The sequence below is a fragment of the Paenibacillus sp. R14(2021) genome (genome assembly GCF_019431355.1).
Lineage (GTDB): Bacteria > Bacillota > Bacilli > Paenibacillales > Paenibacillaceae > Paenibacillus_Z.
Genome location: NZ_CP080269.1, coordinates 2714480 through 2733487, shown reverse-complemented (window position 1 = coordinate 2733487; position 19008 = coordinate 2714480). Strand labels below are relative to the sequence as shown.

Below are 19008 nucleotides of genomic sequence, written 5' to 3'. Positions count from 1 at the left end.
GAGGTGTGTACAATGAGCAAACGCCAAGATATTCTTGAAGCAACGCTGGATTTGATCGACGAAGAAGGCTTGCAATCCGTCACTTTTGCCAAAATCATGAAGAGGGCGAATGTCGGCTCCGGCACGATCTTTAATTATTTCAGTAATAAGGAAGACCTGGTGAACGAGCTATACCGGGACTGCAGAAGGCTTCTGGGCGACCATCTTATGATGGGCTACGACCCAGAGCAAAATTTGTACGAACGGTTCAAATATTTGCAGCGAAATCGGTTGAAATTCGCGGTCGAATTTCCGAAGCAATTTCGGTTTATTGACGCGTATTCGTATTCTCCCTGCATCAAGCCGGAGATGCGTAATTTGGATGACGACGCGGCTTCTCGTGAAGCCGTGCTTGCGATCATTACGGAAGGGCAGAAGCTCGGCATCATTCGGGAGATGGATCCTAAGCTTTGCCACTCCATATCCCATGGTATCGTTACAGCGATTGTCAAAGGCTTCCATGTGAACAAGTTCCCGCTGACCGACCAACAAATCCAGCAGACGATGGAAGCTTCCTGGAAAGCGATTCTAGTATAAAGAGGCCGGATAGCCGGTCATACCCGTGTCAAGAAGACAGATGAAAATAGCTAAGCTGCCAACGCGCATCGATACTCAATCGGTGCGCGTTGTTTTCATTTGGCTTATACGTCTCGCGAAGAGAAGGTGATGCCGAATTTTTTTGACGTATGTGGCTCAAGACAAATGAGTGCAATGAGCAAACAGAAGAAGGCAGCTGAGAGGATCAGCTGCCTTCGTTTAACTACAGAACCGACCATCTTTCTGAGGAGCCTGAAACGGCTCGGCGTTTAACGACTCCTCCGATAGGCCTTTGGGGACATGCCATATGCTTTGGTAAACTGACGTGTGAAATAGTTGCTATCGTTGAAGCCGCTTTTAAAAGAGATTTCCGATATAGGGATGTCTTTCGTCTCAAGCAGCATAGATGCATGTTCCAAGCGAAGCTTCTGGAGGTAAGCAAAGGGTGTCGTCTGGTAATAGGATTGGAAAATCCGATTCAAATGTCTGACGGAGATATTGGATTCGGCTGCAATTTGCTCACGCGACAATTGCTCTAGATAGTGATCTTCGATAAAGGAAATGGCATTTGCTAAATGCATCAAGTTGCCCTGAACACCTTGTCGCTCCTGATTCTCATACTGCCTCGACAAGTAGACCACGAGTTCCATAAACCGAGATCGCAGCATCGTTTGATAGCCCTGCAGTTTATTGCCGTATTCCTCGATCATGAACGCAACGAGAGACGAAACGTATTCCAGACTCGGGATTACCAAGCTCAGTTTACTTTCGAAATGATTGATATTGCGGTAAAACGGTTCCAAAACAAAAAGCGCCTGATAGCCATTGGACGTTCTAAGATCCGGTCCGGCCAATTTCAGAAAATCAGGACGATACATAATGTTGCAAATGCGAAATTCATGAGGATCTTTGTAGGCATGAGAAGTTGAGCCGTCAATGACGAAAACGTCCCCTTTCTTGATAAACGTTTCTTCCTTATTGACGACATGCGTGGCATTTCCGCGTAACACAATGACGAGCTCGGAGAAATCAACGTGATGATGCATGTACATGTCCTCATCGTGCTCGCCGTATTGAATATAGAATTGGAATTGCTCATCGGTCGTAAACCATTCCAAATGTATGCTTCTCATGTCTACTCCCCTTCCATCACGGTATACGGTTGTCCTAATCATGCTAGTTTACGACCTTAAAATCAAGGTTTGAGAGGTGCTGCTTGAACTATAATGCTAGATGAAAGCATGGTTTTTGCAACGCCTGGTTCAGCAGAAATACCTCTATTTCATGTCAATTCCTTTCGTGATTTGGGCTTTTCTTTCGCATCCTTTTCAAGACGACCCGTTTTTAAACGCGCTCAGGAATACGCTTGCAATGAGCGCCATGGAGCTCGTTGCTTGGTTTACGGTTCCAATCCTATTTGCCGTCTACCGATGTAACGGGCATGACGCTTGGCGTCGTGAAGAGTTAGCCGTTCTGGTTTGGCATTCAGTATTGGCAGGGAAACTTGTTTATACAATATATCGATCTTAAATGGGGGATTGAAATGAGGAAAATGTGGAAAACACCGCAGTTATTCCTGGCGATGACGCTCGGGGTCGCCTTGCTGGCCGGCTGCAGCAATGACAACGGAGGCGGTAACGGGAACGGCGGTACGTCGAACAGCACAGGAACAGCAAATCAGACGAAAGAAAACGATACGTCACCGGTTACCTTTACCTTCTTCAGCGCGGATCCGAATCCAAATTGGCAGAAGATGCAGGATGACGTTGGTAAAGAAATTACGAAGCAGACTGGCGTAACGTTGGATGCCGAATTCGCGGTCGGCGACCCGGCACAAAAGATTGCTCTGATTGCAACTAGCGGTGAATATCCGGATCTAATCAGCCCCAAGGGAGAACTCAACAAACTGGTTGACGCGGGAGCCATGCTGGATCTTACCGATCTGGTCGATAAGTATGCTCCGAACCTTAAGAAACTGTTCGGCAGCCAAATGAAACGCCTTCGCTACGGCAACGACGATCAATCGATTTACGTGATTCCGTCGTATTCGGCCGTTGACGGGAAGACCTTTGTCGCAGGCGGCGGATTTGAATTGCAGCACCGCGCCGTTAAGGAAGCGGGCTACCCTCCAATCAAGACGCTGCAGGATTACGAGAAAGTTATTAAATCTTATCTCGATAAGCATCCGACCGATGAAGCGGGAAACAAGAATATCGGTCTTTCCCTTAATGCGGATGATTGGCGGATGTACATATCCGTCACGAACCCGGCTGCCGAAACGACGGGTAAATCGGGAGACGGAGAGTATTACATCAATCCGGAATCGTATGAAGCCACTTATCACTTCCGCACAGAAGGAGAGAAAGAGTATTTCAAGTGGCTCAACCATATGTATAATGCCGGCTTGCTCGATAAAGAAAGCTTCGTGCAGAAGTATGACCAGTATCAGGCTAAGGTAGCTTCGGGACGAGTTATCGGGCTGGTCGATGCGGACTGGGATTATGCGGACAGCGAGAAGTCTCTTAAGACTGCGGGCAAGCTTGACCAGACATACGGGCATTACGCTGTGATGCTTTCCGACACGTACAAGGACAACCGATTCCAACCGACAGGCTTCATGGCCGGATGGGGTATAGGCATTACCAAAGACTGTAAAGACCCTGTCCGTGCAATCAAATTCCTGGATTACTTGGCATCAGAGCAGGCGCAGATTCTCAACAATTGGGGCATTGAAGGTAAAGATTATCAGATGACGAACGGCAAACGGGTCGTTCCTGAGGATGTGCAGCAGCGAATTGTCAATGACAACACGGCGTTCAGCAAGGAGTCAGGCATCGGTTTTTATACGATCAGTGCTCATTACGGTGATGGTGTGAAGGATTCCAGTGGAAATTATTTTACAAAGAATTTCCCGGAACAAATTTTGGATGGGTACACGAAAGCCGACAAGGAAACGTTGAAGGCTTACGGTGCGACAACATGGCTGGACTTGTTTCCGAAAGAGGATGAATTCCAGCCAAAAGCCTGGGGAGCGGCTTGGAATATTGCCGTCCCTGGCGATGACGATGTCACGATTCTTGGCAATAAGATGAAGGATATTACGTGGAAGAGAATTCCGGAGGCGATTATGGCAAAGCCGGAAGCATTCGATAAGATTTGGGATGATTACCAGGAAGATCTAATTAAAGCCGGCGTAGAGAAAATGGAAAAGGGCTTCACGAAATACGTGCAAGATCGCGTAAAACTTTGGAACGAGTAATAGGGTTAGCATGTAGATTGCAGAAGAAAGTCGTGGTTATGCCGCTTCGGCAGCATCACCACGACTTTTCTGTGTTAATTAGAGAGAAGGAGAGATACTATGCTATATCGCAATCCCGTCATCAGCGGCTTTCATCCGGACCCTAGTATTTGTAGAGTCGGCGAGGACTATTATTTGGTGAATAGCTCATTTGAATATTTCCCCGGAATTCCGTTGTTTCACAGCAAGGACTTGGTGAACTGGGAGCAAATTGGACATGTCTTAACACGAACGAATCAATTGAACTTGCGTATGGCTTGGAGTTCGGGCGGCATTTATGCACCGACCATCCGCTATAACAATGGCCATTTCTATGTGACCACCACGAACGTTTCGGGTGGCGGCAACTTTTATGTACATACGGATGATCCGCGCGGCCCTTGGTCAGATCCCATCTATGTGGATCAACCAGGTATTGACCCCGATCTATTCATAGACGAAGACGGATCGGTTTATTACACGACTTCCCATGATGCCGTGGGGCAGGGCGCGTATCAGAGCCGGATCGATCTATTGACAGGGAAGCGCTTGTCGGATATTACGCTCATATGGAAGGGGACAGGAGGTCAATATCCAGAGGCGCCTCATCTCTATCGGGTCGGCGAGTGGTATTATCTTATGATGTCAGAAGGGGGCACTGAATATGGCCATATGGTAACGGTGGCGAGAAGCAGAAGACCGGACGGTCCGTTCGAGAGTTGTCCATATAATCCCATTCTGTCCCATCGAAGCCTGCTGAAGCCAATTCATGCAACGGGGCATGCCGACTTGGTTCAAGCTCCGGATGGCAACTGGTGGGCCGTATTCCTTGGCATTCGGCCTATTGGCTATCCCATGCATCATCATCTCGGTCGGGAAACGTTCCTGGCACCGGTCACATGGACGGAGGATGGCTGGCCAATCATCGGTGATCATGGAACCGTCTCCGAAACCATGCCGGCGGGCGATCTTACGCTTGGTCAGGAACAGGATGCCTCTTCGAGAGATGACTTCGACGGAGAGGTTCTTGCTCCATGCTGGAATTTCCTGCGTTCGCCGGAGACGGAAAATTGGTCGCTCTCTGAGCAAAGCAGCAGGTTAACGCTTTATGGGTCCCCGGTTACGCTGAATGAAACCGGCAACGTTGCCTTTATTGGCAGGAGACAGCAGCATTTTGCATGCCGTATAGCCGCACATCTGACGTTCGTACCGCAGTGTGACGGAGAAGAAGCGGGCATCACCGTATATATGAATGAACGATTTCATTACGAGATTGCGGTAACGCGGGAAGCGGGCGAGCGCAAACTCATTTTCCGTAGAAGACTGGGCTCGCTCTGGAAGGTTGAAAACGAAGTCTTATGGTCGGCCGATTCGGTTGTGCTGTCGATTATCGCGGACAACATGCAGTATAATTTCGGATATTCCGGCTGCGAAAGAGAAGAAATGGTACAATTCGGTCAAGGGGAATGCGGGATGTTGGCTACGGAAGTTGCAGGCGGGTTTACGGGTGTTTATATCGCCATGTATGCGACAGGAAACGGTCATCGCTCCGTCTCGCCTGCACGGTTTGACTGGTTCGAATATTTGGTCAGTGAGTAGATCAACGTAATCAGCAGTACTTTGTTTGTAAAAAAGTGGTCTAAGGAGCATGGAACAATGACAACCGAGAAAAATGCCCCGTATTGGGACACTGACCTGCCGCTTGAGGATCGGGTGAATGATCTGATCGCCCGACTAACGTTGGAAGAGAAAATCGGACTCATGCCGCAATACCAAATCGCGGTGGAACGTCTTGGGGTGCAGGCTTATAAGCATGGTACGGAGGCGGCGCACGGCATGGCTTGGCTCGGGGAGGCGACCGGTTATCCGCAGCCGATCGGCCTAGCCTGCACGTGGGACAAAGAGCTGCTGAAGCGGATCGGCAGCGCGATAGGCGACGAAGCCCGCGGTTTCTATAAGCGAAATCCGACTCATAACGGCCTCACCTTATGGGCGCCTACCGTCGATATGGAGCGCGACCCGCGATGGGGCCGAACGGAAGAAGCGTACGGCGAGGATCCGGTATTAGCCGGCAAACTGACCGCGGCACTGACGCAAGGCATCCAAGGCGACCATCCGTTTACTTGAAGGCGGTCGCCACGTTAAAGCACTTTATCGGTAACAATAATGAGGCCGGAAGAGGTGATACCTCCGTCAGCCTCGATCCGCGCAACATGCGCGAATACTACCTTAAGGCATTCGAGATTCCATTTAAAGAAGGCGGCGCCCAGTCGATGATGACGGCATACAATGCGATCAATGGCGTGCCCGCGAACCTGAGCCGGGATGTAATCGACATTGTTAAGCGCGAATGGGGGATGAACGGCTTTGTCGTCAGCGATGCCTTCGACGTAACGGGCACCGTGCGGGATCACCATTACGTGGCGACATTGAAGGAGGCTGTAGCACGGTCGATTCGTGAAGGCGGCATCGATAGCATTACGGACGAAGCGGCCGTGGTGACAGATGCAATTCGTGAGGCGCTTGCGGACGGACTCCTGATAGAAAACGACCTCGATACCGCGCTTCGTAACACGTTTCGCGTCAGGTTCCGGCTCGGGAGTTCGATCCGGCGGAGCGAAATCCGTATACGCAGCTTGATGAGTCGGTTATCCTCCGGCCTGCACATGCGGAACTGGCGCGGGAGGCGTCGCAGAAAGCCGTCGTACTGCTCAAGAACGACGGGCTCACACTGCCGCTGCAGGCGGACAAGCTGCGCAAGGTTGCCGTTGTCGGCCCGCTGGCCGATAGGGTATACCGGGACTGGTACAGCGGTACGCTGCCATATGCGGTTTCGCCGTTGCAGGGGATCCGCGAGCGACTCGCGGCAGCTGGTGCCGATGCCGAGATTGCGTACGCCGACGGCACTGATCGCGTGCGCCTGAAAGCGGCGCGTAACGGCCGGTACGTCAGGCTGAGCGGAGACGAGAAGGCGACGCTCGTCGCAGCCGCGGAACGGCCGGAGGACGGTGACGTGTTCGAAGTAACAGATTGGGGCTGGGGCAGTCACACGTTAATTGCGCAGCGGAATGGTCACTATCTAACGACGGACGACAAGACGGTACAGGCGTCGGCACATCAGATTTGGGAATGGTTTACGAAAGAAGTCTTCTTGATTCGCCCGAAAGAACAGGAAGGCGTACTTGCGACTATTTCTACCTGGAACGGAACGCCCGTGACTACCGATGCCGAGAACGGCACCCTACTCGTTGGCAACGGCCGCGCAGCCGAGACTGCGAACGAAATCAACGTAAGCGGCGCAACGGAGGCCGGCAATTCGGACGCAGGAATGCAGGGAGAGGCATTTGAGCTTGAACGTGTGGCAAGCAGTCTGGAGGCAGCAACTGCAGCGGCACGCGGCGCAGACGCGGCAATCGTATTTGTCGGTAATCATCCCTTGATCAATGGCAAGGAGACCATGGACAGACCCGACATTACGCTTGCGGAATCGCAGGAAAAGCTGGTCCTTGCGGTACTCGAAGCGAACCCAAACACGATAGTCGTGGTCGTTGGCAGCTACCCGTTTTCAATAGCAGCTTTACAAGAGAAGGTGCCGGCGATTCTGTATACGTCGCATGCGGGCCAGGAGCTCGGCAATGCCGTGGCCGACGTACTATTCGGAGAATTTAATCCGGCGGGCCGCGTAAACATGACGTGGTATAAGTCGGTAGACCAACTCGCTCCCTTCATGGATTACGACATCATACAAGGAGGAAGGACATACCAGTATTTTGAAGGCAAACCGCTGTATCCGTTTGGACACGGTCTCTCGTTCAGCGAATTCCATTATGAGGAGCTTCGGTTGTCTGCGAACCGGGTTGAAGCAGGGAAAGACGCGGCCGTCGAGGTAACCTGCCGCGTAACGAATACGAGCAGCCGCGCGGGTGAAGAGGTTGTGCAGCTTTATGTACGGGCTGAAACTTCCCGGGTCAAGCGCCCGCGTCTGCAGCTGGCGGACTTCAAACGAATCGCGCTTGCTCCGGGGGAGACTTCAGAAGTAACTTTCCTTTTGCCGCTTGAATCGTTGGCCATCTGGGATGTAACGCGCGAACGCTTTTGCATCGAAAGCGGGGAATATGCGGTTATGCTCGGCGCTTCGTCCGGCGACCTGCGTCTGGAAGGCCGTCTTGCGGTTGCCGGCGAGGCGATTCCGCCGCGTGACCTCAAGCAGGTGACCCGGGCGGTAAACTATGATGCTTACGAAGGCGTCCATCTTGGCGAATGCGTCGAGGGCGGCCCCGCCGTCGTAAGCGGCAAGAAGGGGGGGCTTGTGTTCCGGGACGTGGAGCTTGGTTCCGGCATTTCGGGAATCGAACTCCGAGCCGCAGCCACGGAAGACGCGGCGGTAGAAGTCAGGCTGGACGGACCAGCGGGACCGCTTGCAGGCAGGTGCACAATCCCTGCTGGCGGGGAGCAGCAATGGCGCAGTTTCTCGTGCGGGCTTAAGGCTGCCTCCGGACGGCGCGACGTGTATCTCGTACTAGATGGACCAGTAGCACTTGGTTGGTTTCGGATGATGGCTAATTGAAAGACAGGAGGGATTGGACATGCATGATTTTCAAATAAAAGGCGACCAAGGGAATGGAACGTATGTTAATCCTATTCTGGCAGGAGACTATGCCGACCCTGCGATTGTAAGGGTGGGGAATGATTATTACATGACGCATTCCAGTTTTCAATTCGCTCCTGGGCTGCTGATCTGGCACTCCACTGACTTGGTTAACTGGGAGCCGGTTGCAAAAGCCTTGCAGGAGTATGTCGGCAACATCTGGGCGCCGGATCTGGCTTACTATCAAGGTCAGTATTATATATACGTCCCGATCGACGAAGAAATTATGGTGCTGACGGCATCATCGCCTAAGGGGCCATGGAGTTCTCCCCGCAAAGTAGGGATTCGGGGAATTGATCCGGGGCATATCGCAGACGGGAGCGGCCGCCGTTTTTTGTTTTACGGGCCAGGTTATATGGTGGAGCTTGCGCCAGACGGCCTCACGGCAATTGGCGAGCCGCGTAAGGTTTACGACGGGTGGAGCTTCCCGAATGAGTGGGTGGTCGAAGGGAATTTTTTGGAATCATGTAAGTTGACCTACCGGAACGGTTATTATTATCTCACTGTGGCTCAAGGCGGATCTTCCGGGCCGGCGACAAGTCATATGGTGGCGTCGGCCAGATCCATGCATCCATGGGGCCCTTACGAGAATTCTCCCTATAATCCGATCGTCCGGACGCATAGTCGGAACGAGAAATGGTGCTCGAAAGGACATGGTTCGATCATCGATACGCCGGGTGGCGACTGGTGGATCGTTTATCATGCGTATGAGAAGGACTATTATACACTGGGGAGACAGGTGCTTCTAGAACCTCTAGAATGGACGGAAGACGGCTGGTTTCGCGTCCCGGATGGCGTTGCTGCCGATCAGCCGATTTTAAAGCCTCATGGCCAAGCGGTCAGGCATGGCCAGGGAAATGCTGGTTTTCAGTCCGGCTCGGACGTTCTGGGCTATGCTTGGAGTTGGTATAAACCGGTTCTCTCGCATGCATACACTGCCGGTCCGAACGCCATCACGATCAGCGCTGGTCCAGGCAGCGCTCCACTCGTATTTATGCCGGAAGATCATGCCTACGAAGCGCAAGTGCAAATCGAAATAACCGGTGAAGCAGCAGGTCGGTTTCTTTTGTTCTATAATGAGTCCACTTATAGCGGGCTCGCTCTTTCGAGTGACGGCTTGCATGGCATTATCCGCGGTTGGCAGACCCATGCAAAACCGCTTTCTACCCGGCAGTTGTTCGTACGGCTTCACAATACAGAGCATGAAGTGGTCTTTTTCTTCAGCACCGATGGTGTAGTGTGGACGAAGTTTGAACATTCCTTCGAGACGTCAGGCTGGCATCACAATGCACTTGGAGGCTTTTTGGCTTTACGATTGGCCTTATGGGCGCGAGGTGAAGGGAACGTGACGTTCAGAAACTTTGTTTACCGACCTTTGTCCTGAGTTTTCAACACCTCTTGAAATTACATCCAGCTCACGATTTACATTGCTATCAGCAAAGCTCCTGTTCTATTATGAATAGATAGACTGAATAGAATAGGGGAACTATACCAGCTTCTAACGGGAATATTCCCCCTGGTTATAAGTCTACGGAGTGTGCAGCAGGATTGACTCGAAAGGAATGGAAAACATGGAGAAAATACTACTGGTCGATGGTATGGCCTTGCTTTTTAGAGCTTTTTATGCGACTTCATATTCAGGTTATATTCGCAAAACTAGCGCAGGTGTTCCAACAAACGCTGTATACGGTTTTATTCAGTACTTTTTTGATGCAATAACGACCTTTTCTCCAACCCATGTTATTTGTTGCTGGGATATGGGAAGTAATACTTTCAGGAATGAGACCTACAGTCAATACAAACAGAATCGTTCTGAAGCGCCGCTAGAACTTATTCCTCAATTCGATTTAGTAAAAGAAGTAGTGGAAGCTCTGGGAGTGCCTAATGTTGGTAAAGTTGGTTATGAAGCTGATGATTGTATTGGTACGCTATCCATCTATCTGCAAGATAAGGATTCTGAAGTGATGATATTAACTGGAGACCACGATATGCTGCAGTTAATCACGGATAGAGTAAAAGTAATCATTATGAATAAGGGCCGTTCAAATTATACTGTGTATGATCTTGAAACCCTTTATGCTTCAAAACAATTGACACCATCTCAAGTAATTGATTTGAAAGCATTTATGGGAGATACAGCTGATAATTATCCCGGAGTAAAAGGAATCGGCGAGAAAACTGCACTTAAATTAATTAGTGAATATCATTCAGTTGAAGGTTGCCTTGATAACCTTGACAGCATTTCAAACAGTATCAGAAAAAAGATTGAGGATAATATAGAGATGTTACATCTATCAAGAGATTTAGCGCGCATAAGGCTAGATGTTCCAATCGAAATTGATAAAAATCAAAGTCTCTGGAACTTGCAGCGTGATGAGGCCATAAAAAAGTTTACTGAATTAGAATTTGGGGGTCTTGAAAAAGTTCTTGGTTAGGCTGACTATTAGAAGTTTACTTTGAGTCCACGTTAATTCGTGGGCTTTTTCATTTCAAAAATCGACATATCAGACTGGTCAAGCGACTCCGCAGCCGACGCCAGGGCATAAACGGGAGGGAAGTCGGTGCATGATGATGCGCTGCGCGGTAAAAATCTTTCCCTATTTATAGTATCCTTCACTTGACAAACGGACCGCAGTCCAGTTATATTGAATTGTATGTGGACCGCAGTCCACTTGAAAATGACTACCATACATTAACCATGAATAAGGAGATTATCATGAATCAACATAACGGTTTACAACGTGCAGTCTTCACACATAGCAAGGATTTGGAATGGTTTACAACGATGCCGGGCGAGCAAATGGCAATCCGAATTCACAGCAGCCAGGTTGGCGGAGCAGTCACCATCATGGAAGCTCGCGTACCGTCTTTCAGCGGCCCCCCGAAGCATTTCCACAAGGATCGGGAGGAAATCTTCGAAGTATTGGAAGGCACGTTCCGTTTTCAGTGCGGCGAAGATGAATTCGAAGTCACCCCAGGGACAAGTGTCGTCGTCCCTCGCGGCGTCCCGCATGCTTGGGCCAATGTGGGCACCGAGCCGGCACGTATACTCTTCACATTCGCGCCAGGCGGAATAGATGATATTTTCGCTAAAATCGGTCTTACGCCGCCAGAGGGCTGGCAGGAGCTCTGCGAAAACTACGATACTTGGATTGTCGGCCCTCCAATGGTTATGCTAAATAAATAAATAAACAACAACGACAACTCAACGTTCGATGGCTGTATTAGCGCAGCCATCGGACGTTGAGTTTTTTTGTGCGTTGAAGTTAGGCAGACACCTAAGTTAGAAGGATTGAATATGATGAGGTCGTATAAAAAAGATGGAGGTATCGGCATGGGATATTATATTACAGTAGAACAAGGTGTCAAAATTTTTGTTGAAGATATCAATCCCGAGGGTAAAAAAACCATATTGTTTATTCATGGTTGGCCTTTAAGTCATAAGCAATTCGAATATCAGTACAATGTGCTTCCTTCCATGGGCTTCCGATGCATTGGAATGGATTGGAGGGGATTCGGAAATTCTGATAAACCGTATACAGGCTATACCCTGGATAGATTGGCGGATGATGTCTGTGCTGTCATTGGTGCACTTCAATTAGAAAATATAACCTTGGCGGGACACTCCACGGGTGGAGCAATTGCAATACGCTATATGTCTCGTTATCGGGGATACGGCGTTTCGAAGCTTGTCCTTATAGATGCTGCAGCGCCAACCGGATTTACGCCAGAAACGGCAAGCCTGCTCTTGGGAGAATCATTGAATGACCGGCCGAATATGTGGAACCGTGTCATGGACAGCTTTTTTTTCCAATATGTTTCACCGCCATTCCGGGATTGGTTTCAGCAGATAGGAAATCAAGCAGCGGGTTATTCTACTGCCGCAATAATTAAGATGCTGCGAGATGAAAATACCTATGCCGATCTTCCCAAAATCGAAGTGCCCACGCTGATCGTTCATGGCATACATGATAAATCCATTCCATTTACACAAGCGCAGGAAATGAATAAGTTAATCAAAAATTCAACCCTTGTTCCGTTTCAATACAGTGGTCATGCTACTTTCTGGGAGGAACGCGATCGGTTTAATCAGGTATTGACGCAATTCATTGGATAACATGCGCGATAATCCATTGCAATGGAGAAACTTTATTTCATCTTATGCATTTTATGTGATGCTCCCCACTCATGAATAGAGATTAGAACCGGTTTCAAGCTTTTTCCGTATTCCGTGATGGAATACTCGACTTTGAGCGGAATCTGAGCGTATACAACCCGTTCGATAATATCTTCTTCCTCTAGCTCACGTAATTTGTTCGTTAGTACCTTGTTTGTAATGCCTGGAATAGCACGACTTAAATCCCTGAATCGAATGGTGCCGGACACTAATATATGAAGCAAAATAATGAATTTCCATTTACCGGCGAGTATATCCAGCGTTAATATACCGCTGTTTACGTAACTTGTGAGCATCTCCTGTTTCGAGGTATGCCGATTGATGGCTGCCAGTTTATTAAGCGGCTTCTCCGACCCTATTTTCACGCTTATATCTAACCTCCATTGACCGATTTGGTTGAAAGGCAAAGAGGAAAGGCTTTTAGCCTTTCCTCGCTGCGGATGCGTATAGGGTCAATCCTCGAACGGAAGATATAGTTCAATCATCGACCATACGCCATCAGGCAGCAGCAGTTCGGATTGATCCCCACGGTATAACTTCGTCTTGATTAGATCCTCTTTGCCTTCTCGTACCTTTTGAACCCACCTAGGTTCCAACAGCATTCCTCTTGCGATCGCGACAAGCTCTACGCCGGTTGAAAGTGCCTTAGCGGCATTTTCCGGTGTTTTTATTCCGCCTACACCGATAAGGGCCGTACGGTTACCGACGACCTCGTTAAAGATTTCCATCCGGGCGCGGCTATCGTTCACATCCCGACGCGGTGTAGACCAGAAATCATGAAGGGCTACGTGGATGTAATCCAGTCCCTGATCCGCGAGCGCATCTATGTTTCGAATGGCGTCCGCCATCGTCAATCCATTCGTATCCGGTTCCTCCGGAGAGATTCGGTATCCGATGATAAAGGGGGTTCCGCTTTCTGCCACCACTCTCTTGACTTCGGCAATGATGGCAATCGGGAAAGCCAAGCGTTTTTCCGGGGAGCCTCCCCAACGGTCTGTCCGGCGATTGTAATGAGGTGAAGTGAATTGTTGAATCAGATAGCCGTTCGCTCCGTGAATTTCGACACCGTCGAAGCCTGCTTGAATGGCTCGTCTTACCGCATCGCCGAATTTCTTGACGAGAGCCTCGATTTCGGCATCGGTCAATTCGCGCGGCAGCGGAGAATTGGAATTATCCGCCACCACGGCGCTCGGCGCTTCGTTATCCTCTATTCCGCTAGCCCCCTCATGGAATAATTGCAGAATGGCAACCGCTCCATGGGATTTCAAGACGGTGCTGAGCTTGCGCAGTCCAGGAATATGTTCGTCGGCCTCCGCCGCCGGTAATCCCGGATAGTGCTTTCCTTCTTTAAACGTCGTTGCCGACGTAACAACCATCCCGACGTCTTTGACCCGCAAGTTGTAATAAGCCAATTCTTCCTCGGAAATAAACCCGCCGGGCAATGATCCCAAATGACCCATTGGGGACATAACGATTCTATTTTTCAATTCCTTGCCGCTGCGAAGCCGAAGCGGTTCGAAGATCACTTTGTAGTCTTCTTTCATAAGTTCCTCACCTTCCGATGGATTATACAAATTGAACGATATCTTCCATGGGGCGTCTTGTTTTAGTACGAGCGGGTTGTTGGGCACGATAACCGAATGCTGCCATGACGCTTAAGCTGAATTCGTCGTCTCCAAGGAGCCCTTTTTTCTGAAGCAAATCATTTACGGCGTCCATTGCAAAGCCTTCGATAGGACATGAATCAACGCCTATATAAGCGGCTGCCGTCATCATGTTGCCCATGGCCAGGTAGGTTTGTTTCGATGACCAATCCAGCAGCGCTCGATCGGAATCCAAGTGAAGGTCATTATAAAATTGTTCGTAAGCCGGTCTCATGCTTTTGTAAGTTTCAAGCGGCATTCCTTTGATTTTGGTTTGTTGTTCCAAAATATACGGGGCATCATAATTCAGTCCTTTTCTGGTCAAAATGATGACGAAATGACTCGAAGTAGGAAGCTGCTTCATTGCTCCATATACATAAGGCGCAAGTTCCCTTCTGAATTCCGGGCTTTGTACGATCAGAAACCTCCAGGGCTCGTTCCCGCCGGAACTAGGTGAAAGACGCGCTGCCTCGAGAATGAATTGAAAATCCTCGTCAGAGATCTTTTTGGCAGGGTCAAATGCTTTGGCAGCGTGCCGGAAATAAAACGCTTCTAACAATTCTGTTTTTTTTGCAGTGTTATTCATCATAAATGCCTCCAAAATGTAGGATGAGTAAAGTGAAAAGTAGTCATTTGACTTGATGTATAGGGCAATGTCCCGAGAAAGAACACCTCGAATGTCTCGAGTGGACCGTGGTCCATTTATGTATAACTATAATCGGACTGCGGTCCGCTTGTCAAAGGGAGAAATGAACCAAAAGAGAAGATGGCCGTAGTTCGAGGGGCGATGCAGTCCAAACTCAGACTGAAATGCTCATTTTGTGCTGCGATTAGGAGGCTTCAGGTTTTTTTCTTGAGAGTAATAGAAATGAGATAAGATAAATCTTATTTTTATTTATGTTATAAAAATTAACGCATGATGTTATCTTTTTCTTGCCGTAAAGGGCAAGAAACTGCGTTTTCTTTGATTTAAAGGATTGTAAGTTTCTTCCTGGAACCTATGGATGAAAAATGTGCCTACTTTAAATGATTCTGCCTTCGGTACATAATTAAACAATAGTAAAGAAAGAGTAAATACTAGTTGATTTATCTATCATTCTTCTAAATCTTTGATCCTCGTATTACCGTGTGTCCCCTACATTGGAGCAGCAGGACATCGTCATCGGATTCTCACTTTTTTTGCGATTTCACTATTTAATGTTAGTTAATCTATCATCAATTAGCGTTTGTTGAATCAATTAGGAGGCGATTCACGGAGAGAAGAGCGGGCATTTATAACAAAAACTCAAAATTAGTAGAGGAAGTGACAAATTGCCAAGTTCACCTAGAAAATCATTCGTATCCATTGCGCTCGCGCTTTCGCTTGCGCTTGTTCCGGTCACACCCGTAATCGCCGGCAATACCGCGAAAACAGAAGACGCCTACTCGCATCAAGATAAGCTTAGAAAGAGCAAGCGGCCAGAGAGTCCAATGAATGAAGGCATCGTGCAAGTCGCCAAACCGCAGGAGTCGTCAGGCGCATCCCCTTCAGTCGCAAACCAAGCGGAGGACGTCAAATTCTCCCAAGATCGTGTCATCGTCAAATTCAAAACGAGCGTCAAAAGCGTATCGTCGTTGTCGCGCAGCATTGCGGGGAAGGTAGAGAGTCTTCGGCTGCTTCCCGGCACGGAATCCAGCCTGTTGAAAGTAAATAAGGGAACGGCTATTCTTCCACTCATTCAAGAGTTGAAGAAGGATCCCAACGTACAGTACGCAGAGCCTGATTATCAAGTTTCCTTGGCCCAGCCGGCAACGCAAATTCCGGTTCGATCCAATACGGGCAAAGCTTCACAAAAAAACGAATATCCGGAGGCTCCTGCTCCTGTAATTCCTAAATACGATGAAGAGTTTTCAGAACAATGGGCCTTAAATAATACCGGCCAAGAACTTCACCACGGCTATTACGAGGGAGGAACGCCGGATATCGATATTGATGCGCCCGAAGCCTGGGCAATCACGAAAGGCCGGAAGGAAGTTATCGTTGCTCAGATCGGTACTGGCGTCAAAATCGATGTACCGGATATTCGATTTAAAATTTGGCAAAATCCGGGCGAGATTCCCTTTGACCGCAAAGATAATGATGGCAATGGACTCATAGATGATGTGAATGGCTGGGATTTCTTCCATAAAGACAATACGGTCTTCGATGAGCGGGATCACTTCAACGATTACTTCGGAACTTTCGCCGCCGGCACTATCGCCGCGGAATTTAATCAGGGCGGGATGGCAGGCGTGGCCCCGATAGTCACGATTATGCCACTCAAGTTTCTTGCAAATGGTGGCGGATACGTATCCGATATCGTGGATGCGATCGCGTATGCCGAAACGAATGGCGCTTCTATCGCAAACTTCGATTGGGGCCTTCGCGTGTATAGCGAGGAGCTGTACCAAGCCATAAAATCCTCCTCGTTGCTCTTCGTCAGCCCTTCAGGCGATAATGATGTCGCGCAAAACAGGGATGAAATCAAACTATATCCGGGTGGATTCCATTTGGATAATGTGCTCACGGTTACCGCGATCGATAACAACGGCAATCTAAAGAAAACCTCCGGTTACGGCAAGTCAAGCGTTGACATAGCGGCTCCGGGAGTAACGGTCTTAGCCACCGCCCCAGATTATAACATCGGTTATGGGGCGCAGATTAGTAAAGCTGCGGATCCTAACGATCCAACGAAAAAAGCCTATAAAGCCATCTACAACGGTATCGGATTCGAGGAAGTTCCCGTTGGAGAAGGCTATGACCCTAACCAGCGTCAAGACATGTTTAACCAAGCCATGAATTACTTGAATGACGGCTTCGGCCCCGCGGACCAGACGAGGGTACTGTTCGTCCAAGACGAGAAGAACCCCAATGATGGCGGAATTTTTATCGAAAATGAAATGTATAAGGGCTTGCTTAACAAGGCTGGATTTACCAACTTCGATATTATTGAAGTACCGGATGGCAAAGTAGACGGTCCGTCGTTTACTACGCTGAAGGATTACGATATCGTGATTTGGTCCACGGCAATTGCTGATGGCCTAGCTGACAATCTCCTTACAGACGCCGATCAACTGGCATTAACGAAATTCTTGAATGGCGGTGGGCATCTCTTATTATCCGGCCAAGATGCGATTGACTCGATTATGGACTCTTACTTCGTACTGGACATGCTGCATATCGTATTCATGGGTGAAGGAAGGTATGGCGAAAAAGGTCTCATTACCGGCGCCCCTCATAGTATCTATAGTCAAAAATCCTACTATGTGAAGGATATAGGCATCATGACGGACACCATTATTAGCGAAGATCCGAATATTGCCCAAATCAACCTTGAAACGGTTCAAAGTTACTACTGGTTACAATCCGGTACAACCCAAGCCGCCGCCATTACATCCGGAACGGCAGCTCTTATTTTAAGCCAGTTCCCCACAATGAGCGCCGCGGATGTGAAGACACGCATGAATAACAGCGGAATGAAACTCAGTTCGCTTACGATTAAGACGGTCAGCGGCAGTATGGTTAATGCGTTTCGGGCCTTGTATGCTCATGATATTCCAGGTGTTCCGCTTCGCGATTCTTCCGTGACCAACCGGATCGACGCTTCTACCGAGCCGGAAGATGTATACGCCATCGAGATGGGGGCTGGAGAGAAATTCACTCTGTCCTTGAAAGGCGACGCGAACACCGACTTCGATCTATATTTATATGATTCATCTGCTGCTACGGTCACTAGCAAGCTCGGCATGGTGGCTTCTTCAGAAAACGAAGGAACATCGAGCGAATCGATTACCTATACCGCGCTCGAGACGGGAACTTATTATATGAACGTGAGTGCCTTCTCAGGTGCCGGCAGCTACACGTTGATCGTAAAATCAGGCAACCAGAACGGTCTTTTCCAGGATAATCATGAAGCCTTGACGTACAGCGGTCCTTGGCAATCGCTTTCCGGATCGTCCTATTCGGGTGGCTCGTCCAAGCAGCTTGACGCAGCCGGCAGCGTAGAATTCGGCTTCAATGGCAACGACATCCGGTGGATTGGAACATTAAATAACAAGCAAGGAATAGCCGATGTGTATATCGACGGCGTGAAGGTTGCCACGGGATCGCTCTACAGCGCAACGCCTAAAGAACAGCAAACCATCTTCCATTACGCGATGAACAATGGTCATCATACGATCAAGATTGTTTGGACCGGCAAGCCTGATCCTTCTGTCAAGAAGGACGGAATGACGGCGATCAACGTCGATGCTTTTATCGTCTCGAATTTGATCTTCTCTACGGCTGGGAATGCTTCCATGGTCGGACCATGGATGACCAGCTACAGCAAAAACTATACACGGAACCAACAGATATCGAGCGATAAAGCAAACAGCTCCGTAGAATATCCGTTCACGGGCACGGAAGTGACCCTATACGCCAACACGGGGAAAAACCGCGGCAAGGCGAGTATTTATATCGACAACAAGCTCGTCACTACAGTCGATATATATAGTCCGGCGACCAAATACCATGTACCGGTGTTCTCCTCCGCAGTTCTCGTCAACGGCAAGCACACGATTAAAGTAGTGAACACGGGTGAAAGGAACAATCAATCGACAGGAACGCTGGTTACGATCGATGCTCTAAATATCGTGAACTGATCTTACTGATTTACTGCTTTACTGC

12 protein-coding genes and 2 pseudogenes are annotated in these 19008 nt (G+C 49.0%); 10 read left to right on the top strand and 4 right to left on the bottom strand.

Going from position 1 to position 19008, the window contains the following annotated elements; all coding sequences use genetic code 11:
- Positions 1-12: 12 nt before the first annotated feature.
- Entirely contained in the window at positions 13-576 is a 564-nt protein-coding gene (locus KXU80_RS12715) for a TetR/AcrR family transcriptional regulator (RefSeq protein WP_219838560.1), read from the top strand.
- A 269-nt stretch (positions 577-845) separates the two neighbouring features.
- Here the strand turns inward: KXU80_RS12715 and KXU80_RS12710 are convergent, their stop codons facing one another.
- Complete coding sequence (locus KXU80_RS12710; RefSeq protein ID WP_219838559.1) at positions 846-1709, bottom strand: helix-turn-helix domain-containing protein; 864 nt, start codon at positions 1707-1709, stop codon at positions 846-848.
- A 100-nt stretch (positions 1710-1809) separates the two neighbouring features.
- On the opposite strand from KXU80_RS12710, the pseudogene KXU80_RS28035 reads away from it, so the two are divergent.
- The 8 genes and pseudogenes from KXU80_RS28035 to KXU80_RS12675 all read left to right on the top strand — a co-directional run.
- Positions 1810-2001: pseudogene (locus KXU80_RS28035) on the top strand (sugar ABC transporter permease); the annotation flags it as partial.
- 118 nt (positions 2002-2119) lie between these two features.
- Positions 2120-3835 carry an ABC transporter substrate-binding protein gene (locus KXU80_RS12705; RefSeq protein WP_219838558.1) on the top strand — a complete coding sequence of 572 codons (1716 nt, stop codon included), beginning with the start codon at positions 2120-2122 and terminating at the stop codon, positions 3833-3835.
- 99 nt (positions 3836-3934) lie between these two features.
- On the top strand, positions 3935-5452 hold the full coding sequence (locus KXU80_RS12700) for a glycoside hydrolase family 43 protein (RefSeq protein WP_219838557.1): 1518 nt from the start codon (positions 3935-3937) through the stop codon (positions 5450-5452).
- Positions 5453-5509: 57 nt separating this feature from the next.
- Positions 5510-8420: pseudogene (locus KXU80_RS12695) on the top strand (glycoside hydrolase family 3 C-terminal domain-containing protein).
- Between the two features lie 19 nt (positions 8421-8439).
- Positions 8440-9885 (top strand): family 43 glycosylhydrolase, encoded by a 1446-nt coding sequence (locus KXU80_RS12690; protein WP_219838556.1) that lies wholly within the window; start codon positions 8440-8442, stop codon positions 9883-9885.
- Between the two features lie 178 nt (positions 9886-10063).
- Positions 10064-10936, top strand: a complete 873-nt coding sequence (locus tag KXU80_RS12685; RefSeq protein WP_219838555.1) for a 5'-3' exonuclease — start codon at positions 10064-10066, stop codon at positions 10934-10936.
- Positions 10937-11217: 281 nt separating this feature from the next.
- Positions 11218-11688 (top strand): cupin domain-containing protein, encoded by a 471-nt coding sequence (locus KXU80_RS12680; protein WP_219838553.1) that lies wholly within the window; start codon positions 11218-11220, stop codon positions 11686-11688.
- 147 nt (positions 11689-11835) lie between these two features.
- Positions 11836-12618, top strand: a complete 783-nt coding sequence (locus tag KXU80_RS12675; protein WP_219839013.1) for an alpha/beta fold hydrolase — start codon at positions 11836-11838, stop codon at positions 12616-12618.
- A 32-nt stretch (positions 12619-12650) separates the two neighbouring features.
- Here the strand turns inward: KXU80_RS12675 and KXU80_RS12670 are convergent, their stop codons facing one another.
- The 3 genes from KXU80_RS12670 to KXU80_RS12660 form a co-directional block, all read right to left on the bottom strand.
- Complete coding sequence (locus KXU80_RS12670; protein ID WP_219839012.1) at positions 12651-12974, bottom strand: winged helix-turn-helix transcriptional regulator; 324 nt, start codon at positions 12972-12974, stop codon at positions 12651-12653.
- 156 nt (positions 12975-13130) lie between these two features.
- Positions 13131-14222, bottom strand: coding sequence for an NADH-dependent flavin oxidoreductase (locus tag KXU80_RS12665; RefSeq protein ID WP_219838552.1), 1092 nt, complete (start codon positions 14220-14222; stop codon positions 13131-13133).
- Between the two features lie 22 nt (positions 14223-14244).
- Positions 14245-14910: an NAD(P)H-dependent oxidoreductase gene (locus KXU80_RS12660; RefSeq protein WP_374987767.1), complete on the bottom strand. Its 666-nt coding sequence runs from the start codon at positions 14908-14910 to the stop codon at positions 14245-14247.
- Between the two features lie 722 nt (positions 14911-15632).
- Here KXU80_RS12660 and KXU80_RS12655 point away from each other — a divergent pair.
- A complete protein-coding gene (locus tag KXU80_RS12655; RefSeq protein ID WP_219838551.1) occupies positions 15633-18983 on the top strand; it encodes a S8 family serine peptidase in 3351 nt (1116 codons plus the stop codon).
- Positions 18984-19008: the final 25 nt, after the last annotated feature.